We start from the raw sequence: 24,420 nt of genomic DNA on the forward strand, positions 1-24,420 counted from the left end.
GTGCAGGGGGCGGGCTGTGGTCGCTCGGGGCCGTGGTGATCGCGATGCTGGTGCTGGCCCCGATTCTGGCTGTCGGTTGGATGGCGCTCGACCCGCGCGACAATATCTGGCCGCATCTGATCGCGACGGTGCTGCCGCGCTACCTGATCAATACGGCGGTGCTGACGGGCGGCGTGGGGCTTCTGGCCTCCGCCATCGGGGCGGGGGCTGCGTGGCTCGTGGTGATGTATCGCTTCCCGGGGCATCGCATATTGCAATGGCTGCTGCTTTTGCCGCTCGCGATCCCGGCCTATGTCGGCGCCTACGCCCTCACCGATTTTCTCGACTATTCCGGCCCTGTGCAGACCGCGATGCGCGGTGCTTTCGGCTGGGTCTCTGCGCGTGACTACTGGTTCCCCGAGATCCGCTCGCGCGAGGCGGCGGTCGTCGTGCTCTCGGCCGCGCTTTACCCCTATATCTACCTGATCACCCGCGCAGCGTTGCGCGAGCAATCCGGCGCCAGCTACGAGGTCGCTCGCGCCCTCGGCACTGGCCCATGGGGGATGGTCTGGCGCGTGGGCCTGCCGCTCGCGCGTCCCGCCATCGCCGCAGGGGCCGCGATCGCGATGATGGAGACGGTGGCGGATTTCGGTGTCGTCGATCATTTCGGCGTGCAGACCCTGACCACGGGCATCTTCTCGACATGGCTTTCGGGCGGCAATGCGGGCGGGGCCGCGCAGCTCGCGCTGGTGATCCTCGGGATCGTCCTCGCGCTTCTTATGCTCGAGAAGCTTTCGCGCCGCCGCGTCCACTATTACCAAAGCGCGCGTCAGGCCCGCCCGGTGCAGCCGCAGCGTCTGAAAGGCGCGGCTGGCTGGGTGGCGACGCTGGCCTGCGTGCTCCCGGTCGCCTTGGGCTTCGTGCTGCCGGTCGCGGTGATGGGCAGTCATGCGCTCGCCAATCCCGAGGCGTGGTTCGGCCGGGGCCTCGGGCTCGCGCTGTGGCACACCATTCTGACCGGGGGGGCTGCCGCCGTGATCACGGTGACGCTGGCGCTGTTCATGGTCTACGGGGTGCGCCTGTCGGGGCAGCGCCTGCCGCGCGCGGTGCTGCCGCTGACGACGCTGGGCTATGCCGCGCCGGGGGCGGTGCTGGCGGTCGGCATCCTGATCCCGCTCGCCGGTCTCGATCACATGCTGGCCGACGCCGTGCTGGCGATCACCGGCCACGATCCCGGGCTGCTGCTGACGGGCTCGGCCTTTGCGATCATCCTCGCCTATGTGGTGCGTTTCTTCGCCATCGCCCAAGGCGCGAGCGACGCCGCCTTCGGGCGCGTGCCGCCCTCGCTGCCGATGGCCGCGCGCTCGCTGGGGCGCACGCCGGGGGGTGTCCTGCGCAGTCTCTACCTGCCCCTGATGCGCGGCTCGGTCGGCTCGGCGCTGCTTCTGGTCTTCGTGGACTGCGTGAAGGAGCTGCCCGCGACGCTGCTGCTGCGCCCGTTCAACTTCGAGACGCTGGCCACGCGCACGCAGGAAAAGGCGAGCCTCGAGAATCTGGGCGATGCCTCGCCCGCCGCACTGCTGGTCTGCGCGGTGGGCCTTGTCGCGGTCGCGATCCTCGCCCGTGCAGATCAAGCCCGCGCCGATCTTGCCCGTTCCCGCTGAGCGGCGTCTTGCACGAATTTCCAAGCCGCGCTATTGCGGGCCGGTCACGCCGGCGTAGCTCAGTTGGTAGAGCGTCTGATTTGTAATCAGGGGGTCGGGGGTTCGAGTCCCTCCGCCGGCACCACCTCACCGCGCCTGTGGGCGTGCATTGGAGGGCGCGATGGAAGCTACCGCTCAGATTTCCGGAGCTCTTCCGGGGCGCATGTTCGATGCGCTCGTGCTGGGCGGTCCGGCGATGTGGGCGATTGCGGCGCTGTCCGTGATCTCGCTCGCGGTGATTATCTGGAAAATCTGGGATTTGCTGGCCGCTGGCGCGTGGTCGGGCGGGGCGCATAGCCAGGCGGCGATCACGGCCTGGGCGGCAGGCGATCCCGACGGGGCCGAGGCGGCTCTGGCCGGGCGGCGCTCGTTGCGCGCGCAGCTGGCCCGTGCCGCGATGGCGAGCCTGCGCGATCCGCAGCTCGATCGGGCAGGCGCCGAGGCCGAAACGGGCCGCGTCGCGCGCGATCTGCTGGCGCGCGCACGCTCGGGGCTCCGCGCGCTGGAACTGGCCGTGGTGATCGGCCCGCTTCTGGGGCTTCTGGGCACGGTCGCGGGCATGATCGCCGCCTTCCGCGCCTTGCAGGAGGCGGGCGTTCAGGCCGATCCGGCGACGCTTGCAGGCGGCATCTGGGAGGCGCTTTTGACGACGGCGGCGGGCATGGCGGTGGCGATCCCGGCGCAGATCGCGCTGTCGGGCTTCGATGCGGTGGTGGACCGCCTGCGCCACGATATGGAAGACGCCGCGACCCGCATCTTCGCCCGCGCGCCCGCCACGCTCACCGAGCGGCCCCGCGCCGCCGCCGAGTGAGGCGCGCGCGATGTTCGCCTTCGGTCAACCGCGCCCCCGCCGCCGTCCGGCGCTGACGCCGATGATCGACGTGGTCTTCCTGCTTCTGGTGTTCTTCATGCTCGCCTCGCGCTTCGGGGTAGAGCGCACGCTGGACCTGACCTTGGGCGGCAGCACGGCGAGCGCGGAGTGGTCCGGGCCGCCGCGTCTGGTCGATGTGGGCGACGGCGGTACGGTCAGTCTGAACGGGCAGACGGTCGCGCTCTCCGATCTGGCAGGCGCGCTGCAGCCGCTGATGGAACAGCCTTCCGATCCGGTCGTGCTACGTCCGAAAGACGGCGATCTGACCGCGCTGACCCAAGTGATCGAGGCGTTGCGCGGCGCGGGGCTGAGCAATCTGGTGCTGGTGCCATGAGGCTCTTCAGCGATCCGCCGCGACGCAGTCTGCCCGAGCCGCTTTTGCCGATGATCAACGTGGTTTTTCTGCTGCTGATCTTCTTCCTGCTGGCGGCGACGCTCGCCCAGCCGACGCCCTTCGAGGTCACCCCGCCCGAGGCTTCGGGCGAGGGCAAGGCCGATCCCGGCGCGCCGGTCCTTTTCGCGAATTCCGAGGGCGAGATCGCCTATGGCGAGGCGCGCGGCGATGCCGCGATTGCGGCGCTGGGGGCGGCTGCGCAGGATGCGCGCTCGGACTGCGGCGATTGCGCCGACAGCCTGACCCTGCGTGCGGATGGGCAGCTTCCCGGCGACGCGCTGGCCAAGCTGATGCCGCAGCTGGCGGGCCTTGGCTTCACCGATCTCAAACTCGTGGTGCGGGGCAAATGACGCTGCGCGGGTTGGCCTTCGTGGGCGCGCTGGGGGCAGCTTTGGCAGTCCACGCGGGCGTGCTGATGGTCTGGGAGCCCGCGCCTGCGGGCGGGGCGCAATCGGCGGGCGACGGGGGCGAGGCGCTCGTCTCGCTTGCGCCGTCTTCGCCGTCCATGGCCGCGCGGGTGGCGGAGTGGGAGCGCCCGCCCGAGGTCGAGACGGAGATCGCGGCGGCGCAGCCTGAGGCTCCAACCGCGCCCGAAGCTCCTGAAGCCCCGACCGAGCCGGTCGAGACCGCGCCGCAGATTGCCGCAGTCCCCACGATGACCGCGCCACCTGCACCCGATGCGGCGCTGCCCGAACAGGCCGAGCCCGCGCCTCCCGACATGCCGCGACCCGAGCCCAAGCCCACCCCGCCTGCGCCGAAACCGGCGAAGCCGAATCCCGAAGCACCTGCGAAGAAACAGGCCTCGCAGCCCGCCCCGGCCCAACCCAAGCAGCAGGCGAAGGGGCAGGGCGACAAAGGAGCCGCGGGCGACCGGCGCGCGGCCCCGGCGGCGACGCTCTCGGCTGGGCAGATCCGGTCGCTGATGGGATCGTGGGGCGGAGAAATCCGCGCCCGGATCGAACGCGCCAAGCAAACGCCCTCCGGGGCAGGCGCGGGCCGCGTGGTCGTGGCGCTGAATATCGCGCGCGACGGGCGGCTCATCGGCGCGTCGGTTGCGCAAAGCTCGGGCAATGCCGCGCTCGACCGGGCGGCGCTCGACGCCGTGCGCCGGGCGGGCCGTTTCCCGGCTGCGCCGCAAGGCTTGGGCAAACCCAGCTACAGCTTCTCCTTGCCGATGGCCTTCCGCTGAGCGCGGCTTGCACCCGCCGGCAAGGCGAGGCAGGGTGCGCGCAACCAAGGAGCGAGCATGCCGATCAAGAACCGTTTTGCCGAGATGCACGCGGAAGCCACCGCATGGCGGCACGATTTTCACCGCAATCCCGAACTGCTTTACGATTTGCCGCGGACCTCCGCGTGCGTGGCCGAACTGCTGCGCGAATTCGGCTGCGATGAGGTGGTCGAGGGGATCGGACGCACGGGTGTCGTCGGCGTGATCGAAGGGCAGGGCGCGCGCCAGGGCGGGCTGCGCTGTGTCGGTCTGCGCGCGGATATGGATGCGCTGCCGATCCGCGAGAAAACCGGCGCCGAACATGCTTCCGAGGTCGAGGGCAAGATGCATGCCTGCGGCCATGACGGGCACACGTCGACCCTGCTGGCGGCGGCGAAATACCTCTGCGAGACGCGGGCTTTCGCGGGTCGTGCCGTGGTGATCTTCCAGCCCGCCGAAGAGGGTGGGGCCGGGGCCAAGGCGATGATCGAGGACGGTCTGATGGAGCGTTTCGGCATCGAGGAGGTCTATGCGCTGCACAACATGCCGGGTATGGAATCGGGCAGCTTCGGCATCCGGCCTGACGCGATGATGGCGGCGGCGGATTTCTTCGACATCGTGGTGACCGGCAAGGGCGGCCATGCCGCGAAACCGCAGGAGGTGATCGACCCGGTGCCGATTTCCGCCCATCTGATCCTCGCGCTGCAAAGCATCGTGTCGCGGTCGAGCGATCCGCTGGAGGAGATCGTGCTCTCGGTCACGACGCTGGAGACGGATTCGAAAGCGCTCAACGTGATCGGCAATTCGGTGAGCCTTGGCGGGACGGTGCGCACGATGAGCGCCGAAACCCGCGATCTGGCTGAGCGCCGCCTGCGCGAGATTGCGCAGGGGGTGGCTGCGACCCATGAGGCGACGGCTGAGGTCGATTACCGGCGCGGCTATCCCGTCACCCGCAACGATGCGGCGGCGGCCGAGGTCGCAGCGCAAGTGGCCGAGACCGTGGCAGGCACCTGCGATCGCAACGTCGATCCGATGATGGGGGCGGAGGATTTCGCCTATATGCTGGAGGTGCGCCCCGGGGCCTATGGCTTCATCGGCAACGGCCCCAGCGCGCCGCTTCATCACGCGGAATATGACTTCAACGACGCGATCCTGCCTACGGGCGCAAGCTGGTTCGTCGGCATGATCGAAGCGCGTCTGCCCCCAGCGTGAGCCTTAGCGCATCACCATAACCGCGCATTTCGCATGGCGTACGACGCGCGAGGCGGTTGAGCCGATCAGGTAATCGCCGAAGCCCGGACGGTGCGACGCGATCACGATGCAATCGGCCCCGATATTTTCGGCGTAGTCGAGGATTTCATGGCCGGGCTGACCTTCGACGATCGCCCAGGCGCCCGCGTCGAACTCCGCCGCGCGCGTGGCGAGGTCTTGCTCCAGCGTCTTGCGCAATTCCTCCGCATAGCCCTCGGGCATGTAGTTGATCGCATAGGCGGGCACGTCTTCCATCACATGCAGCAAGGTGATGCGCGCCCCGTCGCCTGCCAGCGCCCGCGCGACATTGAGCGCGGCATCGGGGTTGTGATCTTCGTCGAAGGCGACGGGCACGAGAATGTTGGAATACATTGGTTTGGCTCCCTTTCTTTGTCGGGAGCCTGCCAGACGGTCTGGCCCTGCGCATTGATTTGAGTCACCTCGGACGGCGGCAAAGACGCCAGATGACGCTAAGGAAGGCGAGAGCCGCTCCGCCCCAGAGCGTGGGCGTCAGACCGGGGCGATAGATCAGGGAGGCGAAGGCCTCGCCGGGCAGCCACCCGCCGCCCGTGGCGGAGGCGAAGCCGCCAGAGACACGTTCGGCCACCCAATACCAGCCAAGGGCGAATAGCGCCGCGAGAAGGGCCCGCAGCGGCCACGGCCCGGAAATCGCGGCGAGAAGTGCGAGCGGCAGGATCAGAACGGCGCTGGTCTTTGCGACATCGAAGGCGAGGCTCAGCCCCGTGACCGCTCGCGCGCGCTCGGCATAGCCAAGCCCTGCGAGCGTGTCGAAATTTCCGAGCATCAGATGCGCCCAGAGCGTGAGCGCCACGAGCCCTGCGCCGATCAGACCCGCGCCGAGCGCGCGCGACGCACGCTCGGAAGGTCTCATCCGCCGGTATGGCTCATGTGGCGCGACATCTGGCCCGAGACGGTCTGGCGCGAATAGTCGAAGTCATGGCCTTTGGGCTTGCGCGAGATCGCCTCGCGGATCGCGGCTTCCAGGGCTGCATCGTCCTCGTTGGCCCGCAAGGGCGCGCGCAGGTCGGCGTTGTCCTCCTGGCCCAGACACATGAACAGCTCGCCCGTGCAGGTCACCCGCACGCGGTTGCAGTTCTCGCAGAAATTATGCGTCAGCGGCGTGATGAAGCCGATCTTCTGACCGCTTTCCTCCAGCCGGACGTAGCGCGCCGGGCCCCCGGTCGATTCCGCCAGATCGGTCAGGGTAAAGCGCTCGGCCATCGCCTTGCGCACATCCGAGAGCGGCCAGTATTGATCGAGCCGCAGATCGTCGCCCATCTCGCCCATCGGCATCACTTCGATGAAGGTCAGATCGAAGCCTTCCGCCGCGCACCAGTCGATCAGGGTGAACAGCTCGTCCTCGTTGAAGCCCTTCAGCGCGACCGTGTTGATCTTGACCTTGAGGCCCGCGCGTTTCGCCGCCTCCAGTCCTTTGAGCACCTGTTCGAGCCGCCCCCAGCGCGTGATCTTTGCGAATTTGTCGGCATCGAGCGTATCGAGCGAGACGTTGATCCGCTTCATGCCCAGTGCCGCGAGATCATCGGCGAATTTCGCAAGCTGCGAGCCGTTGGTGGTCAGCGTCAGCTCGCGCAGATCGCCGGTCTCCAGATGCCGCGAGATCGATCGGAAGAAGGTCATGATGTCACGCCGCACCAGCGGCTCGCCCCCGGTGATGCGCAGCTTCTTCACGCCGAGGCGGATGAAGATCGAGCAGAGACGGTCCAGTTCTTCGAGCGTCAGCAGTTCCTTTTTCGGCAGGAACTGCATGTGTTCGGCCATGCAATAGGTGCAGCGAAAGTCGCAGCGGTCGGTGACCGAAACCCGCAAATAGTCGATCGGGCGGGCGAAGGGGTCGATGAGGGGCGTGTTATCCATGGTGCGGAAAGTAAGGTGCGGGGGGCGGGGCGGCAAGGGTGGTCACGCGGATCGCAGCTGATCGGGGGCCGCGCGGGGGTGACACTGGCTGCGGACTGGGCATAGGCTCGGCAGAGATTCAAGGAGACTTCGAATGCGCAAAACCCTCGCTCGCCCGATCCTCGCGCTCGTTTTGACGATGCCGATTGCGGGCTGCGCCACGCTCGGGCTGAACGGCCCGAAGGCGTCAGGTCCGAGCTCTGCAGCGGCGCCCGGCGCGGCGGCGACTGCGACCCCGGTTCCGAAACCCAGCGCGAAAACAGCGGATTCCTTCGATACGACCACGGCAGAACAGCGCGCAGAGGCGGCGAAGAAGCCCGTGGGCGGCGAGACCAAGCTCGGCACCACCATCGCGAGCCTTGGCGATCCGGCCGATCCGGGCTTCTGGGTGAAGACCGGGCTGGTCAAAAGCGAGACCCCCGGCCGGATCGAAGACCCGAAGACCGGCAAATCCGCGAAGGTCACGCTGATCCCGTCAGGCAAGGCGGCTGGCTCGGGCTCGGAAGTGTCGCTGCCCGCGCTGCGCCTGCTCGAGGTTCCGCTGACCGATCTGCCCGAACTCACCGTCTACAAGCTTTGAGCGGTTCGCGATGAACCCTCTGCGCGAAATCGACATTCCGCCGCTCTGGCTGGTGCTGTTCGCGGCGCTGGTCTGGGCGCTCGGGCAGGTCGTGCCGATGCCGTTTCGCTATGATCGCGCGCTCGGGATGATCGCGATCGCGCTTGGGCTTGCACTCATGCTCGCAGCGGTGGGGCAGATGCTGCTTCATCGCACCACCTTCATCCCGCGCCGTGATCCGTCCGACCTCGTGACCTCCGGGGTCTTCGCGCTGTCGCGCAACCCGATCTATCTCGGCGATGCGCTGGTGCTGGCGGGGCTGGCGCTGATCTGGCACGCGCCTTTGGGGCTTCTGCTGGTGCCGGTCTTCATGTGGTTCATCACGCAGCGCTACATTCTCGGCGAGGAAGCCCGGATCGCCGCGCATTTCGGCGACGCTTACACCGCCTACCGCGCCCGGACCCGCCGCTGGCTCTGATCGGGCCGCGGCATAATGCTGCGCCCGCAAAAAAAGCTGAAGCCGGTGCAATCGGGTCGCAGCGCGAAATAAACGATCTAACACTCTGATATAAAATCATAAATCGCCCCGATGTTCGGTATTCAATGGTATACACGAACCGGTGAGCTGCGCCGTGAACGATTAACAAGGTTTTACGGCCCATCGGTGCTTGTGAAACATTATTGCGCGATGCTAAGGAGTACGACGCAAGATTCCGGGTGCGCAGGCCATCGGCTAAACGCACCGCTATCCAAGGGGGAGTTAGAGTGAAAATCGGAGCTCCAAAGGAGATTTTCGAGGGCGAGGCGCGGGTCGCCATGACGCCCGACTCGGCTTTGCAGCTGCAAAAGCTGGGACATGAGTGCTTCATCGAGACCGGGGCAGGCGTCCGTGCCGGCTTCACAGACGAGGCGTACGAGGCCGCGAATGTGACCGTCATCAAGACCGCCGCCGCGCTGTTCAAAGAGGTGGATTTCGTCATCAAGGTTCGCCCGCCGAGCGATACCGAGGTCAAGCGCCTCAAGCCCGGCCAGACCCTGATCTCGTTCTTCTACCCGGCCCAGAACGAAGAGCTTCTGAAAGCCGCCGAGAAGACCGGTGCGAACGTGATCGCGATGGACATGGTCCCGCGGATTTCGCGCGCGCAGAAAATGGATGCGCTGTCCTCCATGGCCAATATCGCGGGCTACCGTGCGGTGCTCGAGGCAGGCAACAATTTCGGCCGCTTCTTCACGGGTCAGGTGACGGCGGCAGGTAAGGTTCCGCCGGCGAAAGTGCTCGTGGTGGGCGCAGGCGTCGCGGGTCTCGCCGCGATCGGTGCCTCGACCTCGCTGGGTGCGATCACCTACGCGTTCGACGTGCGTCCCGAAGTGGCCGAGCAGATCGAGTCGATGGGCGCCGAATTCGTCTATCTCGACTTCGAGGAGGCCGCGAAAGACGGCGCCGAGACGGGTGGCTATGCCGCGCCGTCCTCGCCGGAGTTCCGTGAAGCCCAGCTTGCGAAATTCCGCGAACTGGCCCCCGATATCGACATCGTCATCACCACCGCGCTGATCCCGGGCCGTGACGCTCCGGTGCTGTGGACCAAGGACATGGTCGAGGCGATGAAGCCCGGCTCCGTGATCGTGGACCTCGCCGCCGAGCGTGGCGGCAACTGCGAACTGACCGTGCCGGACCAGAAGATCGTGAGCGACAATGGCGTGACCATCGTCGGCTACACCGATTTCCCGAGCCGCATGGCGACGCAGAGCTCCGCGCTCTACTCGACCAATATCCGTCACATGATGACGGACCTGACGCCCGAGAAGGACGGTGTCGTCGTCCATGACATGGAAGACGACGTGATCCGCGGCGCGACCGTGGCCTATCAGGGCGAGATCACCTTCCCGCCGCCGAAACCCAAGGTGGCCGCGATCGCGGCGCAGAAGCCGAAGGAAAAGGCCAAGGAGCTGACGCCGGAAGAGAAGCGCGCCGCCGAGGTGGCCGAGTTCAAGAAGCAGACCCGCAATCAGGTGACGCTGCTCGCCGTGGGCGCGATCGTGCTTCTGGGCGTGGGCCTCGTGGCGCCGGCCAGCTTCATGCAGCACTTCATCGTCTTCGTGCTCAGCTGTTTCGTGGGCTTCCAGGTGATCTGGAACGTCTCGCACTCGCTGCACACGCCGCTGATGGCTGTGACCAACGCGATCTCGTCGATCATCATCCTCGGCGCGCTGTTGCAGATCGGATCGGGCTCGTGGCTCGTGATCCTGCTGGCCGCGCTGTCGGTGTTCATGGCCGGGATCAACATCTTCGGTGGCTTCATGGTCACCCGGCGCATGCTCGCCATGTTCCAGAAGTCGTAAGAGGGGGAGAGCGTAATGGAAAACGGATTCTCGACCGCCGCCTATGTTGTCGCGGCAGTTCTCTTCATCCTCTCGCTGGGCGGCCTTTCGGGGCAGGAAAGCGCGAAACGGGCCGTGTGGTATGGCATCTTCGGCATGGGCCTTGCGGTTCTGGCGACGCTGATCGGCCCCGGTTCGGGTCTTTGGCTTCTCTCGGTCATCCTGATCGCGGGCGGCGGCATCATCGGCTGGTTCGTCGCGAACCGGGTGCAGATGACGGAAATGCCGCAGCTTGTGGCCGCGATGCACTCGCTGGTCGGTCTGGCCGCCGTCTTCGTGGGCTACAACGCCTATATCGAGATGGCGCGCGTCGGCGCGATGGGCGCGGAAGAGCAGCACGCGCTGAAGGGCTTTGCCGCTCTGATCGCGCATAAGACGCCGGTCGAGCTGTCGATCCTGCGCGTCGAGCTGTTCCTCGGCGTGTTCATCGGGGCGGTGACCTTCACCGGGTCGGTCGTGGCCTTCGGCAAGCTCGCAGGCAAGGTGACCTCTAAAGCCACCAAGCTGCCGGGCGGGCATATCCTCAACGCAACGGCCGCGATCCTCTCGGTGATCCTGCTGATCGCCTTCCTGAACGGGGCAGGGGCCTGGGCGCTGATCGTGATGACGCTTCTGGCCTTCTTCATCGGCTATCACCTGATCATGGGTATCGGCGGCGCCGATATGCCGGTCGTGGTGTCGATGCTGAACTCCTATTCGGGCTGGGCCGCGGCGGCGATCGGCTTCTCGCTGGGCAACGATCTTCTGATCGTGGTCGGCGCGCTGGTCGGCTCCTCGGGTGCGATCCTGTCCTACATCATGTGCAAGGCGATGAACCGTTCGTTCATCAGCGTTATCCTCGGCGGCTTCGGCGGCACCTCCGGTCCCGCGATGGAAGTCGAGGGCGAGCAGATCGCGATCGACGCCGACGGCGTGGCCTCTGCGCTGCGCGACGCCGATAGCGTGATCATCGTGCCGGGCTACGGCATGGCGGTGGCGCAGGCTCAGCAGGCGGTGTCGGAACTGACCCGCAAACTGCGCAGCCAGGGCAAGGAAGTCCGCTTCGCGATCCACCCGGTCGCGGGCCGTCTGCCGGGCCACATGAACGTGCTGCTGGCCGAGGCGAAAGTGCCTTACGACATCGTTCTGGAAATGGACGAGATCAACGAGGACTTCCCCGACACGGATGTGGTGATCGTCATCGGCTCGAACGACATCGTGAACCCCGCCGCACAGGAAGATCCGAACTCGCCGATCGCCGGCATGCCGGTTCTGGAAGTGTGGAAGGCCAAGCAGGTCTTCGTCTCGAAGCGCGGTCAGGGCACCGGCTATTCGGGCATCGAGAACCCGCTGTTCTACAAAGAGAACACCCGGATGTTCTATGGCGACGCCAAGGACTCGGTGAACCAACTGCTGCCGCTGATCGACTGATCGGCAGGGCAGGGAAATTGGAAACGGCCGGTCGATGGACCGGCCGTTTTCGTTTGTGCAGCCTGGCTCGGGGCGACCAGCCCCGGGCCGCGCCCGACCCTCCCCCCGGGAGGGCGCATTGGCGATGTCGGCGCGGGCATGGAAGTCGTCCGGGCTTGCGAGATAAATCGCCCAGCCACATCCGTTGCAACGCGCCCACCCGAGGCTCGGGCGCGTCCCTCTGTCGCTAAGTAGAAAACCTAGGGCCTTACGCCGCCACGGCCTCACCGGCCAGCTTGCGAATCCGCTCCACCATCGCGCGCAACCCGTTCGAGCGCTGTGCCGAGAGGTGGTCGTTCAGGCCCAGACGGCCCAGCTCGGCGGGCGCGTCCACCTTCAGGACGTCCTCGGCGGTCAGGCCGGAATAAAGCGCATGCAGGATCGCGATCAGGCCCTGCACGATCATCGCATCGCTCTCTCCCTGAAAATCGAATGTCGCCTGCGGGCCCTCGCCCTCGATCCGGGGCAGCAGCCAGACCTGGCTCGCACAGCCCTCCACTTTGGTCGCAGGCACTTTCACCGCATCGTCCAGGGGCGGCAATTCGCGGCCCAGCTCGATCACGTGACGGTAGCGGTCCTCCCAATCGTCGAGAAATTCGAAGGTCTCGGCAATCTCTTCAAAGGCTTCGCGCGCCATGGTCACTCGCTCCTGAGGATAGGGAATTGCCTATTGGGTAACGGGTTCGCGCCCGAGGGTCCAGACGCGGCTTTTCAAAAGCGCCGCAATGGGCTACCACAAATCCGGGTCCAGACCCGGGACAGTATCGGAGCCATCATGAACAAAGCCCTGATCGCGGCACTTGCCCTGACGCTCACCACCGCAGGCTGCGGCACCATCCGTGACAGCAAGCTCAACCCGTTCAATTGGTTCGGGCGCGACACGGCCGCACCCGTGCAGACGCTTGCCCCGCGCGGCGGCTACCCCGTGAAGGTCGGCAAGCCGAACCAGCAGCAGGTGTCGCAGGTGTCCTCGCTTTCGGTCGAAAAGATCCCCTCGGGCGCGATCATCACCGCAATGGGCCTGCCGCCGACGCAAGGCTATTGGGATACCGATCTGGTTCCGCTGAACGATGGCGCACCGGATGAGAAGGGCACCGTGACCTATGTCTTCATGGTCTCGCCGCCGCCCGCCGACAGCCCCGATGCGCGCCGGGTGATGAACGCGACGTCGCGCGAGGTCTCGGCGGCTGCCTTCCTGAGCAATTACAAGCTGCAGGGCGTGCGCAAGATCGTCGTGCAGGGCGTGTCCAACGCGCGGTCCGTCGCGCGCTGATCGTCACTTCAGTTGATTGAGATGAGGCTCGGGAGAACCCGGGCCTTTTTCTTGTCGAGGCTGCGCGCTTTGTATCCGGGATCTGGCGCGGGGCGACCAACCCCGGGCCGCGCCCGACCCTTCCCATGGGAGGGCGCATTGGCGATGCTATCGCGCGAATGAGCGTCTTGCGGGCTTGCGAGATAAAGTGCCGACCTCAAAGCGTGGCGACGCGCCCACCCAAGGATCGGGCGCGCCCCTCCGTCCGAGGCTCAGCTTCACACGTCGATCAGCTTCACCGCGCCGCTATCGGCGGTCAGCGCCACTTCGCCCTTGGCCAGACGCAGCGCGTCACTGCCGAAGACTTCCGCACGCCAGCCCTGCAGGGCGGCCACGTCGCGCTTGCCGGCGGCGATACGGTCCAGATCGGAGGACGTCGCGATCAGCTTCGCGGCGACGCCTGCCTGCTGCGATTTCGCCTTCAGCAGCACCCGCAGCAGATCGCCGAGCGCGGTGTCGACCTGCAATTGCTGGGCCTGATTGTCGGGGCGGGGCAGCTTCTCGTTGGGCATGTCCAGCCCTTCGCGCACCGCCGTCAGGATGCCCTCGGCGATCTCGCCCTTGCGGGCTTCGCGCAGCAGCAGTCGCGACTTGCCCAGCTCTTCGATCGAAGAGGGCTTGGTCGAGGCCAGCTCCAGCAGCGCGTCATCCTTGAAGATACGGCTCCGCGGGATGTTGCGGTTCTGGGCGTAACCTTCGCGGAACTGCGCCAGCTCGCGCACGATGGCGAGGAAGCGGCCCGAATTGGTCCGCGTCTTCACGCGCTTCCACGCCTCTTCGGGGCGGTTGATATAGGTCTCGGGGTTCAGCAGAACCGCCTCTTCCTCTTCGACCCAGGCATCGCGGCCCGTTTTCTTCAGCTGCTCGTCGAGGAATTCGTAGATCACGCGCAGATGGGTCACATCGGCGATGGCGTATTTCTTCTGCGCCTCGGTCAGCGGACGGCGCGACCAGTCGGTGAAGCGCGAGGACTTGTCGAGCGACTGCTTGGCGATCTTGCGCACCAGCGTCTCGTAGCCCACCTGCTCGCCGAAGCCGCAGACCATCGCGGCGATCTGTGTGTCGAACAGCGGATCGGGGAAGACCTGCGCGTCGGTGAAGAAAATCTCCAGATCCTGCCGGGCCGCGTGGAAGACCTTCACGGTCTCCTTGTGGCGGTAAAGATCGTAGAGCGGCTCCAGCGAGAGATCGTCGGACAGCGGGTCGACCAGAACGGCCTCGCCTTCGGTCTCGCCATGATTGGGGAGCGCCATCTGCACGAGGCACAGTTTGGACCAGTAGGTCCGCTCGCGCAGGAATTCGGTGTCGACGGTGACGTAGGGCTCTTGCTTGGCCTTTTCGCAGAAGGCCGCGAGGGCCTCGGTCGTGGTGATGGTCTGCATATCGCGCTTTCAATTCGGTGCGGGCTCATCCCGCGCAGGTGCAAATTCCCTAGACCTTCATAGGGCAAAAGGGAAGGGTCGCGCGTGTTACGGCCCGGTTTGCGTGGCAGAAGCGCCAGTTTCAGTGCTGAAGTAGGAACGCGGCCCAGGTCAGCCCGTAGAGGATGGGCTGGTGGATCAGGTAGATCGGCAGGGTGTGACGCCCCGCAAACAGCGCGACTTTCATCACCCCACGTGTCTGATCGGGCTGGTAGCGCGCGGCCCGTTTCCAATAGCCCAGCCGGTCGAGAAGTTTCGCCGCGCCCATGCCGATCAGGAACGGTCCGATCCACGGGAAGACCGGTTCGAAATCCATCGAAGGGCGCCACTTCGTCGACAGCCCCAGCCACCACAGCCACGGGTGATTGAACAGCTCGAAGGCGTAGTTCAGATGCACCCAGACCGCGATCACGCCAAGCGCGGCCAGCAGTATCCACGGCAGGAACAGAAGCGCCGCACCGATCAGCGAACTGACCGCGATGGAATGCAGGATGCCGTAATAGATGAAATAGTCCGGCATCATCACATAGGTCGCCGCACTCACCAGCGCCGCCGCGACCACCACCTTGCCGATCCGCTTCCAGAACGGGGCGGCACGGAAGCCATGGCGATGGGCGAGCACGAGGCTCAGCCCGGCCATGAAGATGAAGGTGCTCGCGACCGCGCGGGCGAAATCGAGAAAAGCGGGGTGGAAGACCGTGCCGCGCGGCAGGAAGCCGAAATTCTCCAGATCATAGGTCAGGTGGAAGATCGCCATGCCGATCAGCGCCACGGCCCGGATCAGGTCGGGGGCGATCATGCGCCCGCGCGGGGCCGTATCCGGGGTCGTTTCCATGCGCCTGTCATGCGCGAAGCGACGGCCGCTCGCAAGCGGGGGCTGCGCATTTCGGCGTGAGCGTGCTTACAGGTGGACGCTTACAAATGGGCGCTTACAGATGGACGGGGGTGCGGTCACCCTCGGCGAACCGGCGCAGCACCGCCGGATAGAGGCGATGTTCCTGAACCAGCACGCGGGCCGCCAGATCGTCGGGCGTGTCGCCCGGCTCGATCGGAACGCGCGCCTGACCGAGGATCGGTCCGTCATCGAGAACCGGCGTCACCTCGTGCACGGTGCAGCCCGCCACCGCATCGCCCGCCTCGATCGCGCGCTTATGGGTGTGCAGGCCGGGATATTTCGGCAGGAGCGAGGGGTGGATATTGAGCATCCGGCCCTCGAACTGCGCCACGAAGTCCGGCGTCAGCACCCGCATGAAGCCCGCAAGGCAGAGGATATCGGGCTTCGCCGCGAGGATCGGTTTCAGCAGCTCGGCCTCGAAAGCGGCGCGATCCTTGCCATAGGGGCGGTGGTCGATGGCGGCGGTGGGCACGCCCATCCGTGCGGCCTTCTCAAGCCCCGATGCCCGCGCGTCGTTCGATGCGACCAGCACCGGGCGGGCAGGGTGGTCCTCTGCCATGCTCTCGACCAGTCGGACCATGTTCGAGCCGCCGCCCGAGATCAGGATCGCGACACGTATCACAGCAGCGCGCCCTCGTAGGCGATGCCCTCATTGGACGTGACGGTGCCGATGCGGGTGACGGTTTCGCCTTCGCCTGCGAGCAGGGTGGCGATCTCGTCGGCCTTGTCAGCTGCGACGACGACGATCATGCCGATGCCGCAATTGAAGGTCTTCAGCAGTTCGCGCTCTTCCATCGAAGCGGTCTCGGCCAGCCAGCGGAACACGCCGGGCAGCTTCCACGCGCCGAGGTCGATGGTCGCGCCCATGCTCTCGGGCAGAACGCGGGGCAGGTTCTCGGTCAGGCCGCCGCCGGTGATATGGGCGAGCGCGTGAACGCCGCCCGTGCGCACCGCGGCCAGGCATTGTTTGACGTAAAGCCGGGTGGGCGCCAGCAGTGCTTCGCCAAGCGAGCCGTCGGCGAAGGGGCAGTCCGCGTCCCAGCCGAGGCCGGACATCTCGACCACCTTGCGCACGAAGGAATAGCCGTTGGAATGCACGCCGTTCGAGCCGAGGCCCAGAAGCACGTCACCCTCGGCCACGCCTGCGGGCAGGTCGGTGCCCCGCTCCATCGCGCCCACCGCGAAGCCCGCGAGGTCGAAGTCGCCCTTGGAATACATGCCCGGCATTTCCGCCGTCTCGCCGCCGATCAGTGCGCAGCCCGATTGCGCGCAGCCTTCCGCGATGCCCTCGATGATGCGCGCCGCCTGATCGAGCTCGAGCTTGCCGGTTGCGAAATAATCTAGGAAAAACAGCGGCTCCGCACCTTGGCAGACCAGATCGTTCACGCACATCGCCACGAGGTCGATCCCGATCGTGTCGACATTGCCGGTGTCGATCGCGATGCGCAGCTTGGTGCCCACGCCATCGGTCGCACCGACGAGGATCGGATCGTTGTAACCGGCCGCCTTCAGATCGAACAGCGCGCCGAAGCCGCCGAGACCCGACATCGTGCCCGAGCGCTGCGTGCGCTTGGCTGCGGGTTTGATCCGGTCCACCAATGCATTGCCCGCGTCGATATCGACGCCCGCATCGGCATAGGTGAGGCCCTGTTTTTTCTCGGTCATCGCGGCGCACTCCGGCAAGTAAACTCTTGGCCGAAGCCCTAGCGTAACCGCACGCGCCTCGCAACGTCGAAGGGGCAGGCTGTGCGCGCTTTCTTGACGCGCGCGTGCGGCCTGACTAGAGGAATACGCAATGGTGGGCCTGTAGCTCAATTGGTTAGAGCAGGGCGCTCATAACGCCTTGGTTGCGGGTTCAAGTCCTGCCGGGCCTACCAGTTTTCCGCCGGTGTTGTCAGTCACACCATGTCTTTTCCGGGAGTCACACCATCCGCTTTCCGGCGGTGTTCCTACAAAGCCCGCATCCTGTGCTAAAATTTTGAAATGAATGGATTTCTCGCGGGTGCAGCTCATGCGAGTGACGGCAGACACTAAACCTTACACTGCAGTCCTCGTTCCACTTCTTCGCGCAGATAGATATGACCGTAGCTCTCGCCCTCTGGCGCAAAGGCGCGCAACTTCGCCTCTCTAAGCCGCGCAAGTATGGTATTTCGGTGTTCGCCAAAACGGTCGATCAGCATAGGAAGTGTCACAAAGCGCGCTCGAAAAGTTTCGATATCAGACTCACGCAGGTAAAAAACGTATGCCCCATCTTTCGGTGCGGTCTTGCGGACCGAGGGCGAATGCCCAGCCTCAAGAAGCGCAATGAACCTGTCCCTGCCACGCCGGCTGATCGTGCGGCTGAACTCGGTCGCCGGTATCAACCCTTGCGCGTCGGCGGGGCTCCCTTGAAATGCGAGAAGATCGATTTCCTCCTTTTGGACAGCCAGCCCGTGATAACCTTCAACTTCCATCTGGACCCTAAGACGAAGCTTTCCTTTTCGGATCGCTCCGATAATCGCACCGACCCGGAGACCGGAGCGCGCGCTGGCCATCTGCAGGGTTTCCCATTCATCGTTTGAGACCGTGCCCGATTGGACCAATGCTGTGAGCTCACTCACAAGAGCTAGCCCGTCCTCCCGACGCCACCGCCGTCTGACGGTTGGCATCGTTGTCGCTGGCACGAGGACACCATCTGCGATAAGCGCGTCCAGTTCATTCCGAGTTGCGCCCATCGCATTACGAAGCTCACGCACTCCTGTCCAGTGCGGCATTTCCGCGAGGAGAGGTGAATAGCGCTCGGCATCGAAGGTTTTCCTATTTGTCGGACGCGTATCCTTTGGAGATAGACCGCCTGCCTCAATCAGAACTGCCTCAAGTCTTGTCGCCCAAATGCCTGTTTCATGCTCTGCAGAAGCGATCGAATGCAGTAGACGGCGCGGGAGCTCTTGACCAAGCACCACCTCGCCGGCGGCGAAGGGCCATGTCTCTAAAATGCGTTCGCGAAGGAGGTCTCGAAATGGTGCAAAAGCTGCCTCGTGAAGATAGTCAATAGAGAGCTTCGAGTAGAGATCGCCGAAAGCCCCGCGTGGCTCGACCTTCGCTCCGGTCGCGCGCTCGGCGAGATCCCTCAGTGCCGTGCGGACGGCCTCTTCGCCCCGACGGGCGACCTCGTAGCCTGCAGCTTGCGCGGCGCGCAGGTTTCCGACGTTTGAAGGATCTGCATGCCGGACAAGTTCCGCACCTAGCAGGCGGCAAAAAGTCGTTCCTGCGTAGAGCGAGTAGCTTGCCAGCCACGTTTCATCCCGCCCCGTCGCCAGTCGGGCATCAAGCCAGATATCATAGGGGGATGGCTCCACGCGGGGCTGCTCAAAATCGCCGTCGCTGATCACCTCGCGAATATCGGCTAGCCGGGGGCCTATGTCGTAGCGCTTTGTCGGGGTCTGCTCTCTCCAAAGCTCCACCAGAGGATGCCGGTGGCGCACGCACAGGCTCACCTCGCGCAATTGCCAGTCGCCGCGCATCGCTTGGCGCGCCGCAGGTGAACCCCGATGCGCTTCAGCATCCTCACGCAAGCAGATCGGACAGCCGCGCATCTGAGGGTTGCGTAAGGCGCGTGAGACAAACACCTCGCCGCGAAATTCCATCCGGACATCGCCGATTGGCTTGCCAGTCCAAGAGACCATTTCGGCCAGGGCTTCGGCGTCAAGCCCGGCCCTGGCGGCCAAGAGATCAGTGGCAGCAGGGTCGAGATTGATTGCCTTGCGTAGCGAGAACCCCATGTCGATCGCAAAATCCCGCGCGGTGAGGCCATTTGCTGCGGCCATACGCGCCAGAAACGATGGAAGGGTCTCGCGCAAAACAGGTTTTACGCGGAGTGGAAGAGCGGTCACGGTGTGTTAGCTGCTCATCTGAAAGCAGGTTTTGGGTTGCCTCATTCTGATCCTGTTTCTTCGGCGAAGGTGCGTCAGGTCTTAAGGAACGGGCGTCTTTGGATCAACTTCCAATCAGATTTTTTAATCTGGGGGAACTTCGGAAAAACGCCTTATAAACTGTTGGCTCGGCCCCGCGGCACCGTGGCTATTGGAGAGCGGCCGTTCAGGAGGGCTCGCGGTCGAAAGGGGCGGGAAACAGTCGTTCGCTGCGGGTGCAAACCAATCATGACGCCTCTAACAGAGCGGACCTTCAGCAAGCACTTCCTAGGCGAGTTAGCGAAATGCCGAGGCTGACATACAAGGGCTTATGCGACCTCATCCTAATTCTTGCCAAGCCTCGAACCAAGACCCACAAGACTTAGAGATTTTATATTGCTTAAAGTGATATCATACTTGCGCATCGCGCCCGGAGGCTCTATATCGATTGATGTGATGAACCTTTCGTATGCAGAACCCGACGAGTCCTGGGGCCAGAGGCCCTGTGAAGGCTTAGTGCCTTCGTCTCTCACCTGCGTCTCGGCACGGGGGCTGGCCGCGCGCCGCACCCATCCGGGGTTGGGTGCGGCATGTAAAGGGTCAAACGCCGCTGATCTGCTTCCTCATTCCTACGGGGGCCACTTTGGGCCGGAATCGAGGAGTAAAAGACATGCGAAAGAAAGACGTTCAGCACCAGCGGCGGCATCGCAAGAAACCTTCAAAATGGCGGTTCGTTTGGACCGCTCTGGTCACAATTGCTCGCTTGTTGAGCATGGACTGGGACTTCTGGGAGTGATCCCGGAGGTATTGCGGGTTGGCGGCGGTGACCCTTTCACAGCCCGAGGGCTGTCTCATGCCTGAGACAAAAAAACCAATGATTAACGAGGCGCTGACGCTTGCGCGGCTCTATTGGGGCTATTCGCAAGTGGAATTAGCCGAGATGCTTGGCATGTCGCAGGCCATGGTGTCTGAAATCGAACGTGGTTCTAAGGCAGTCACTATCGAAACTCTGAACCGGTACAGCGAAGTATTGGGAGTGAGGAAATCCCAGCTTATGTTTTTTGCCGAAGAGATCGAAAGCGAAGCCCCAGTTCGGCGTGGGCGACTTATCGTAGCTCGGAAAGCACTTGATCTTCTCGAAAAGCTAAAGCCAGCGGAGTTCGACATTGCCAAGACGAAGAACTCGTAAATCGTATGAACGCTACGACCTGACGCGTTCCCCCTTTGCGCAAAAGCCAACGCAGAGAGATGTCGCTGAACTCGTCAAGGAAACCAGAGACGATCTACGAAAGTTTGCCACTCCTCGGTTCAAGGAAGAATTCCTTGTTCGACGAGATATCCAGTCCGGCGGAAAGATACGGAAACTCGTCTATCCCGTCGCTGACCTTCGAGCTATCCACGAGAGACTAAAATTCCATCTGAACAAGATTATTCAGCCCAGCTATCTAATGAGCCCACGCAAGGATCGGTCCCAACGTGACAACGCTGCCGCTCACTTGGACGCTCAGCAATATCTCACCCTCGATATCAAACAATTCTACCCCTCAACGACCTTAGGCATGATCCGAAGATCGCTTATTGATCAGTTCCGGATGGAGGGCGACGTCGCCGGTCTGATCGCTCATGTTGCAACCGCTGATGATCAAGCGTGCTTTGGATCGCCGTTGACCCCCGTTCTTGCCGCTCTCGTGCACAGGCCGATGTTTGACGCTATTGCTGACCTCTGCACAGAATATGATTTGGACCACAGTATATGGGTCGATGACATCACGATCTCTGGGAGCTCGATTCCAGGGCCGTTCACCGCCAGGGTCCGCCAAATCATTGCATCTAGTGGGTTGAAATCACATAAGTTCCGATACCGAACCGGTAACAAGGTGGTCTTCATTACAGGTATCGGGGTCGTTGGTAGCAATTTGGTGGTTCCTCGGCGGACAGAGTTGCGCTCAAAAGAACTTTGGAAAGAGTTTCAACTTGCCCATACCCTTGACGAGATAGACACAGCCTCAACACGCCTGCTCGCGCACCTCGGAGGTATTCGACACGTCGTTGGTAAGTCTTCAAAGCGTGGACAGAAGATTTCTAGCGAAATGAACTCTATCCGCCAAAAGCGGGAAAAAGCATTTCGCCAGAACACACAGCGGCTGGCAAGGGATAGCTCAGGTGCGCGCATGCTAACGCCGGAGGAGCAAGAAGCCCGTAAAGACGAGATTGCTAAAGTCCCCTTCTAACGAGCGGTTACTGGCTGGTTGGTGCATACGTCATGACAATTGCAACATCAGAAGAATCTTAGAAAATCAGGCCGTGGACTTGGTGTGCAAGTCTGGCGAGGTTGCGGATGTCCGCTCTGCGTAAATTGCAGCGCAGCAAGCTTTCGGTTGGCGAACGTCGGCTCTGGGCCGAGCGCGTCGATACCGCCGGGCGGGTCGCAGGCAAGACTTGCCGCAACGCCGTATGGCCGCTTCGAGCCCGTTGCGGACAGTCGTTAAAGCGATTTCCATAAGTGGGTGGCGCTGCCCTCTAGCGGCAGATAACCACAACGTTCGTAGAACGCTCGTGCCGTTTTGGTGCTCTCAAGTAGGCACCGTTCCGCATGATGCGCCCGCGCTTCATCTTCAAGCGCCGCAAGCATCACCTTACTGACACCGCAAAACCGCGCCTTCGGATGAACGTAGTTCAGAAGTATGTTGCCGAGGTGGTCCACCATCCCGACACTGGCAATTCCACCTGCAGTTTCCGCCACTAGCACCGCCGCGTCGTGACGTTTGATCCATGCTATCCAAGTAGTCTCTGTCTTGTTGCGCAGCCAGCTTGCAAGCCTCTGTGGGTCGTCCCGATAATCGGCAACACACAGTTCTGAAATAGATCGACGGAGTGCGTCGACCGCAGCGTAGGCGTCCGCTTCCGTGCCCTGGCGAATCAGAATTTCCATAGGAGGCTCCTTCTGGAGGCGACGACTATAGTAGCGTTGAGCCCCATTTCAATGAACGCAAATTCCGCGGAACTGACATCTGAGCCAGAAGGATGCTGCGCCGGGTTCGGAGCGACCGCTTCGGCGAAGCCGCGCTGCGCCGCCAACGAAGACAGCGAATGTCCGTTCAGGGCCGATCATGACGGGTTCGGTGATCCGGGCGGGGAGTTGCCGTTAGCTGCACCTGCAAGAGTTCCGCCTTGGGTCACCCATGTGCGCACTCAACAGCGCCGTTCGATTTTATGCCAATGCGCGGGCCAAGACGTCTCGCATCAGGCGTGGCGCGCGGCCGAGAATGCGTGCGAGCGTCGGATCTACGACGGCAAACTCCCCTGCTTTTGCGGCGCGATAATAGCCCTGAATGACGCTTCTAACGGGGGCAGGCACGCCCACGTTCTCCAAGTTCTGGAGCAGTGTCTCTTCACTGATCGTCTCGCGAGTTACCTTCTTTTCGGTCAATGTGCTCGCCATCTGCGCAAGGTCAGCAAGATTAAGGGCTTCACTGCCTGTGAGAGGTGGTGTTGCGCCTTCAAATATTTCCTGCCCGGCCAGGAGACGCGCATCAACTTCTGCCAGGTCGTCGTGGGTCGTCCAAGCCACTTTGCCGTCCGCAGGGCCTACCAAACGACCGCTCGCAAAGCCATGCACGTTCATGCCCACAGCACTCTCTGCGTAAAAGCCATGGCGCAGCGCGGTCCAAGCCAGCCCAGAGGCTGCCAGAATCTTTTCGGTTGCGGCGTGGTCGCGTGCCGGTAGGAACTGGGATTGCGCGCTGCTGGCGGTTTGGCTGGTGTAAAATATCCGTTCAACGCCAAGCTCTTTTGCAACCTTTATGGCTGTTTCATGGTGCTGGAGCGGATCTTCTCCATAGGTTCGCGCATTCGATGACACAAGCAAAACCCGGCGTGCCCCTTCCCATGCATAACGTAGGCTATCCGCATCTGCGTAATCACCTTGGCGCACACGCACGCCGCGCGCGGCCAGCCACGCCAGCTTTTTCGGGTCGCGGACACTGACCCCGATTTGTGCCACAGGAACGATGCGCAAGAGCGCCTCCACCGCAAGACCACCCAATTTTCCCGATGCACCCGTGACGATCAGCATTCTTCAGTCTCCCGACAAATATTGCGCGCCAAAGGCGCAGTGGATGTTGATGCTCAATGGAATAACTGTTCTTTTGAAGGCGCATAATCCGCTTAATTGAGAATAGGTTGTTCTGCGTGAAGAACAGTGTTTCCCCCGACGATCTCTCTGTCTTGCTGACGGTGCTGCGCGAAGGGGGCTTTCGTGCCGCGTCTCGCAGGCTCGGGATCGCCCCCTCGAATGTCAGCGCCACCGTCACGCGGATTGAAGCGCAACTTGGCACACCTGTTTTGCGTCGCACGACGCGAAGCCTGCACCTGACCGATGCGGGGCAGCTCTTGGTGGATCGCGTGCGCCCTTTGTTGTCTGCGTTGGAGGCTGCGTGTCACGAGGTGGCAACGCTTGGGGCGCAGGTGCAAGGTCGGCTGAAGCTAAACGTGCCGGGCGCGGTGATGCCCGACATCTTGCCATCGCTGCTCGCGCACTATCGGGCACGCCACCCGAATGTTGAGGTGGAAATCGTCGTTGAGAGCGGTTTGATCGACATCGTGGCCATGGGCTATGATGCGGGCATTCGCTATGGCAGCGTGCTTGAGCAAGATATGATTTCAATTCCGATTGGACCACGTCGACAGCAGATGGTGTGTGCCGCGTCCCCGGAATACCTTGAGGCGCGCGGGGTGCCTCAAACTCCAGAAGATCTTACCGCACATGATGCGATCCGATATCGGTTGGACGATGGCGCGATGCTGCCTTGGGTTCTGCAAAACAAAGAACGCTCCGTGCGTGTTGAACCAAAAAACGCGCTCATTCTTAGCGTCGGCGCCCTCAACACCGGCTTAAAATATGCGCAAGCAGGGTTGGGGGTCATACACACCTTCCATAATTGGCTTGGCGATGATTTTGACGCAGGACGCCTTGTGCCTGTTCTGCCAGACTGGCGATCTGAGCTGGATGGGCCACGCCTTTACTACCCCAATCGCTTCACCCCCGCTCCGTTGCGGGCGTTTATCGAGATATGTCAGGGTGAAAGCTAAGCGCGACGCCAACCTCTGGTGCGGCGTCGCGACGTTATTGTGTTTGACACTGCTGCGCAGGTCGGCGTTCCTCGCCCATTGGGT

Annotated in this window: 25 protein-coding genes and 2 tRNA genes; 16 read left to right on the top strand and 11 right to left on the bottom strand. The window is 63.5% G+C overall.

The features are described from left to right. Positions 1-44: 44 nt before the first annotated feature. From AC2TZ7_RS08920 to AC2TZ7_RS08950, 7 genes are all read left to right on the top strand, one after another. Positions 45-1,643 carry an ABC transporter permease gene (locus tag AC2TZ7_RS08920; protein ID WP_489866799.1) on the top strand — a complete coding sequence of 533 codons (1,599 nt, stop codon included), beginning with the start codon at positions 45-47 and terminating at the stop codon, positions 1,641-1,643. A gap of 48 nt (positions 1,644-1,691) precedes the next feature. Then, a tRNA-Thr gene (locus tag AC2TZ7_RS08925) sits at positions 1,692-1,767 on the top strand. 36 nt (positions 1,768-1,803) lie between these two features. Further along, entirely contained in the window at positions 1,804-2,493 is a 690-nt protein-coding gene (locus AC2TZ7_RS08930; RefSeq protein ID WP_489866635.1) for a MotA/TolQ/ExbB proton channel family protein, read from the top strand. Between the two features lie 10 nt (positions 2,494-2,503). After that, on the top strand, positions 2,504-2,887 hold the full coding sequence (locus AC2TZ7_RS08935) for an ExbD/TolR family protein (protein ID WP_489866636.1): 384 nt from the start codon (positions 2,504-2,506) through the stop codon (positions 2,885-2,887). Then, positions 2,884-3,297, top strand: a complete 414-nt coding sequence (locus AC2TZ7_RS08940; protein ID WP_489866637.1) for an ExbD/TolR family protein — start codon at positions 2,884-2,886, stop codon at positions 3,295-3,297. Before AC2TZ7_RS08935 ends, AC2TZ7_RS08940 begins: the two co-directional genes overlap by 4 nt. Beyond that, the gene (locus tag AC2TZ7_RS08945) at positions 3,294-4,136 is read left to right on the top strand and encodes an energy transducer TonB family protein (RefSeq protein WP_489866638.1); all 843 of its coding nucleotides are present in this window, start codon (positions 3,294-3,296) and stop codon (positions 4,134-4,136) included. Before AC2TZ7_RS08940 ends, AC2TZ7_RS08945 begins: the two co-directional genes overlap by 4 nt. Before the next feature lie 57 nt (positions 4,137-4,193). Continuing rightward, positions 4,194-5,366 (top strand): M20 aminoacylase family protein, encoded by a 1,173-nt coding sequence (locus tag AC2TZ7_RS08950; RefSeq protein WP_489866639.1) that lies wholly within the window; start codon positions 4,194-4,196, stop codon positions 5,364-5,366. Between the two features lie 3 nt (positions 5,367-5,369). Here AC2TZ7_RS08950 and AC2TZ7_RS08955 read toward each other — a convergent pair whose 3' ends face one another. The 3 genes from AC2TZ7_RS08955 to moaA all read right to left on the bottom strand — a co-directional run bounded on the left by AC2TZ7_RS08955 (position 5,370) and on the right by moaA (position 7,301). Beyond that, positions 5,370-5,777 (bottom strand): universal stress protein, encoded by a 408-nt coding sequence (locus AC2TZ7_RS08955; protein WP_098410480.1) that lies wholly within the window; start codon positions 5,775-5,777, stop codon positions 5,370-5,372. Between the two features lie 64 nt (positions 5,778-5,841). Continuing rightward, on the bottom strand, positions 5,842-6,297 hold the full coding sequence (locus AC2TZ7_RS08960) for a hypothetical protein (protein ID WP_489866640.1): 456 nt from the start codon (positions 6,295-6,297) through the stop codon (positions 5,842-5,844). Further along, positions 6,294-7,301, bottom strand: coding sequence for a GTP 3',8-cyclase MoaA (gene moaA, locus AC2TZ7_RS08965; protein ID WP_489866641.1), 1,008 nt, complete (start codon positions 7,299-7,301; stop codon positions 6,294-6,296). Before moaA ends, AC2TZ7_RS08960 begins: the two co-directional genes overlap by 4 nt. 133 nt (positions 7,302-7,434) lie before the next feature. Here moaA and AC2TZ7_RS08970 point away from each other — a divergent pair, with 133 nt between their 5' ends. From AC2TZ7_RS08970 to AC2TZ7_RS08985, 4 genes are all read left to right on the top strand, one after another. Further along, on the top strand, positions 7,435-7,920 hold the full coding sequence (locus AC2TZ7_RS08970; protein ID WP_489866642.1) for a D-galactarate dehydratase: 486 nt from the start codon (positions 7,435-7,437) through the stop codon (positions 7,918-7,920). A 10-nt stretch (positions 7,921-7,930) separates the two neighbouring features. Beyond that, entirely contained in the window at positions 7,931-8,377 is a 447-nt protein-coding gene (locus tag AC2TZ7_RS08975; protein WP_489866643.1) for a methyltransferase family protein, read from the top strand. Positions 8,378-8,664: 287 nt separating this feature from the next. Continuing rightward, on the top strand, positions 8,665-10,239 hold the full coding sequence (locus AC2TZ7_RS08980; RefSeq protein ID WP_078546494.1) for a Re/Si-specific NAD(P)(+) transhydrogenase subunit alpha: 1,575 nt from the start codon (positions 8,665-8,667) through the stop codon (positions 10,237-10,239). Positions 10,240-10,254: 15 nt separating this feature from the next. Continuing rightward, positions 10,255-11,688 (top strand): NAD(P)(+) transhydrogenase (Re/Si-specific) subunit beta, encoded by a 1,434-nt coding sequence (locus tag AC2TZ7_RS08985; RefSeq protein ID WP_489866644.1) that lies wholly within the window; start codon positions 10,255-10,257, stop codon positions 11,686-11,688. A 247-nt stretch (positions 11,689-11,935) separates the two neighbouring features. On the opposite strand, the gene AC2TZ7_RS08990 is transcribed toward AC2TZ7_RS08985, so the two are convergent. Further along, the gene (locus AC2TZ7_RS08990) at positions 11,936-12,364 is read right to left on the bottom strand and encodes a SufE family protein (RefSeq protein ID WP_489866645.1); all 429 of its coding nucleotides are present in this window, start codon (positions 12,362-12,364) and stop codon (positions 11,936-11,938) included. 138 nt (positions 12,365-12,502) lie between these two features. Between AC2TZ7_RS08990 and AC2TZ7_RS08995 the strand changes: the two genes are divergently transcribed. Next, on the top strand, positions 12,503-13,000 hold the full coding sequence (locus AC2TZ7_RS08995; RefSeq protein WP_489866646.1) for a hypothetical protein: 498 nt from the start codon (positions 12,503-12,505) through the stop codon (positions 12,998-13,000). Positions 13,001-13,257: 257 nt separating this feature from the next. Here AC2TZ7_RS08995 and rnd read toward each other — a convergent pair whose 3' ends face one another. From rnd to purM, 4 genes are all read right to left on the bottom strand, one after another. Next, positions 13,258-14,421, bottom strand: a complete 1,164-nt coding sequence (gene rnd / locus AC2TZ7_RS09000) for a ribonuclease D (protein ID WP_489866647.1) — start codon at positions 14,419-14,421, stop codon at positions 13,258-13,260. A 121-nt stretch (positions 14,422-14,542) separates the two neighbouring features. Then, positions 14,543-15,295: an acetyltransferase domain-containing protein gene (locus tag AC2TZ7_RS09005; RefSeq protein WP_489866648.1), complete on the bottom strand. Its 753-nt coding sequence runs from the start codon at positions 15,293-15,295 to the stop codon at positions 14,543-14,545. 94 nt (positions 15,296-15,389) lie between these two features. Continuing rightward, positions 15,390-15,977, bottom strand: coding sequence for a phosphoribosylglycinamide formyltransferase (gene purN, locus AC2TZ7_RS09010; RefSeq protein WP_489866649.1), 588 nt, complete (start codon positions 15,975-15,977; stop codon positions 15,390-15,392). After that, positions 15,974-17,020, bottom strand: coding sequence for a phosphoribosylformylglycinamidine cyclo-ligase (gene purM, locus AC2TZ7_RS09015; protein WP_489866650.1), 1,047 nt, complete (start codon positions 17,018-17,020; stop codon positions 15,974-15,976). The genes purN and purM overlap by 4 nt, the downstream gene beginning before the upstream one ends. A 135-nt stretch (positions 17,021-17,155) precedes the next feature. On the opposite strand from purM, the gene AC2TZ7_RS09020 reads away from it, so the two are divergent. After that, positions 17,156-17,232, top strand: a tRNA-Ile gene (locus AC2TZ7_RS09020). 153 nt (positions 17,233-17,385) lie between these two features. On the opposite strand, the gene AC2TZ7_RS09025 is transcribed toward AC2TZ7_RS09020, so the two are convergent. Further along, a complete protein-coding gene (locus AC2TZ7_RS09025; RefSeq protein ID WP_489866651.1) occupies positions 17,386-19,227 on the bottom strand; it encodes a TniQ family protein in 1,842 nt (613 codons plus the stop codon). An 871-nt stretch (positions 19,228-20,098) separates the two neighbouring features. On the opposite strand from AC2TZ7_RS09025, the gene AC2TZ7_RS09030 reads away from it, so the two are divergent. Both AC2TZ7_RS09030 and AC2TZ7_RS09035 read left to right on the top strand, forming a co-directional pair. Next, positions 20,099-20,434, top strand: coding sequence for a helix-turn-helix domain-containing protein (locus AC2TZ7_RS09030; protein ID WP_489866652.1), 336 nt, complete (start codon positions 20,099-20,101; stop codon positions 20,432-20,434). Next, positions 20,412-21,476, top strand: coding sequence for a reverse transcriptase family protein (locus AC2TZ7_RS09035; protein WP_489866653.1), 1,065 nt, complete (start codon positions 20,412-20,414; stop codon positions 21,474-21,476). The genes AC2TZ7_RS09030 and AC2TZ7_RS09035 overlap by 23 nt, the downstream gene beginning before the upstream one ends. Before the next feature lie 254 nt (positions 21,477-21,730). On the opposite strand, the gene AC2TZ7_RS09040 is transcribed toward AC2TZ7_RS09035, so the two are convergent. Together AC2TZ7_RS09040 and AC2TZ7_RS09045 are read right to left on the bottom strand one after the other, a co-directional pair. Then, positions 21,731-22,177, bottom strand: coding sequence for a GNAT family N-acetyltransferase (locus AC2TZ7_RS09040; protein ID WP_489866654.1), 447 nt, complete (start codon positions 22,175-22,177; stop codon positions 21,731-21,733). A gap of 279 nt (positions 22,178-22,456) precedes the next feature. Beyond that, positions 22,457-23,320, bottom strand: coding sequence for an SDR family oxidoreductase (locus AC2TZ7_RS09045; protein WP_489866655.1), 864 nt, complete (start codon positions 23,318-23,320; stop codon positions 22,457-22,459). 116 nt (positions 23,321-23,436) lie between these two features. Here AC2TZ7_RS09045 and AC2TZ7_RS09050 point away from each other — a divergent pair, with 116 nt between their 5' ends. Beyond that, entirely contained in the window at positions 23,437-24,336 is a 900-nt protein-coding gene (locus AC2TZ7_RS09050) for a LysR family transcriptional regulator (RefSeq protein WP_489866656.1), read from the top strand. The last annotated feature ends 84 nt before the right edge of the window (positions 24,337-24,420 follow it).

It is taken from the genome of Thioclava sp. ISO4, from assembly GCF_058105145.1.

Coding starts and splice junctions, on each gene's coding strand:
- AC2TZ7_RS08930 (WP_489866635.1), top strand. CDS start 1,804: ATGGAAGCTACCGCTCAGATTTCCGGAGCTCTTCCGGGGCGCATGTTC.
- AC2TZ7_RS09005 (WP_489866648.1), bottom strand. CDS start 15,295: ATGGAAACGACCCCGGATACGGCCCCGCGCGGGCGCATGATCGCCCCC.
- purM (WP_489866650.1), bottom strand. CDS start 17,020: ATGACCGAGAAAAAACAGGGCCTCACCTATGCCGATGCGGGCGTCGAT.
- AC2TZ7_RS09040 (WP_489866654.1), bottom strand. CDS start 22,177: ATGGAAATTCTGATTCGCCAGGGCACGGAAGCGGACGCCTACGCTGCG.
- AC2TZ7_RS08950 (WP_489866639.1), top strand. CDS start 4,194: ATGCCGATCAAGAACCGTTTTGCCGAGATGCACGCGGAAGCCACCGCA.
- AC2TZ7_RS08920 (WP_489866799.1), top strand. CDS start 45: ATGCTGGTGCTGGCCCCGATTCTGGCTGTCGGTTGGATGGCGCTCGAC.
- AC2TZ7_RS08960 (WP_489866640.1), bottom strand. CDS start 6,297: ATGAGACCTTCCGAGCGTGCGTCGCGCGCGCTCGGCGCGGGTCTGATC.
- AC2TZ7_RS08975 (WP_489866643.1), top strand. CDS start 7,931: ATGAACCCTCTGCGCGAAATCGACATTCCGCCGCTCTGGCTGGTGCTG.
- AC2TZ7_RS09045 (WP_489866655.1), bottom strand. CDS start 23,320: ATGCTGATCGTCACGGGTGCATCGGGAAAATTGGGTGGTCTTGCGGTG.
- AC2TZ7_RS08945 (WP_489866638.1), top strand. CDS start 3,294: ATGACGCTGCGCGGGTTGGCCTTCGTGGGCGCGCTGGGGGCAGCTTTG.
- AC2TZ7_RS09030 (WP_489866652.1), top strand. CDS start 20,099: ATGCCTGAGACAAAAAAACCAATGATTAACGAGGCGCTGACGCTTGCG.
- AC2TZ7_RS08970 (WP_489866642.1), top strand. CDS start 7,435: ATGCGCAAAACCCTCGCTCGCCCGATCCTCGCGCTCGTTTTGACGATG.
- moaA (WP_489866641.1), bottom strand. CDS start 7,301: ATGGATAACACGCCCCTCATCGACCCCTTCGCCCGCCCGATCGACTAT.
- AC2TZ7_RS08995 (WP_489866646.1), top strand. CDS start 12,503: ATGAACAAAGCCCTGATCGCGGCACTTGCCCTGACGCTCACCACCGCA.
- AC2TZ7_RS08940 (WP_489866637.1), top strand. CDS start 2,884: ATGAGGCTCTTCAGCGATCCGCCGCGACGCAGTCTGCCCGAGCCGCTT.
- AC2TZ7_RS08985 (WP_489866644.1), top strand. CDS start 10,255: ATGGAAAACGGATTCTCGACCGCCGCCTATGTTGTCGCGGCAGTTCTC.
- rnd (WP_489866647.1), bottom strand. CDS start 14,421: ATGCAGACCATCACCACGACCGAGGCCCTCGCGGCCTTCTGCGAAAAG.
- AC2TZ7_RS08990 (WP_489866645.1), bottom strand. CDS start 12,364: ATGGCGCGCGAAGCCTTTGAAGAGATTGCCGAGACCTTCGAATTTCTC.
- AC2TZ7_RS08935 (WP_489866636.1), top strand. CDS start 2,504: ATGTTCGCCTTCGGTCAACCGCGCCCCCGCCGCCGTCCGGCGCTGACG.
- AC2TZ7_RS08955 (WP_098410480.1), bottom strand. CDS start 5,777: ATGTATTCCAACATTCTCGTGCCCGTCGCCTTCGACGAAGATCACAAC.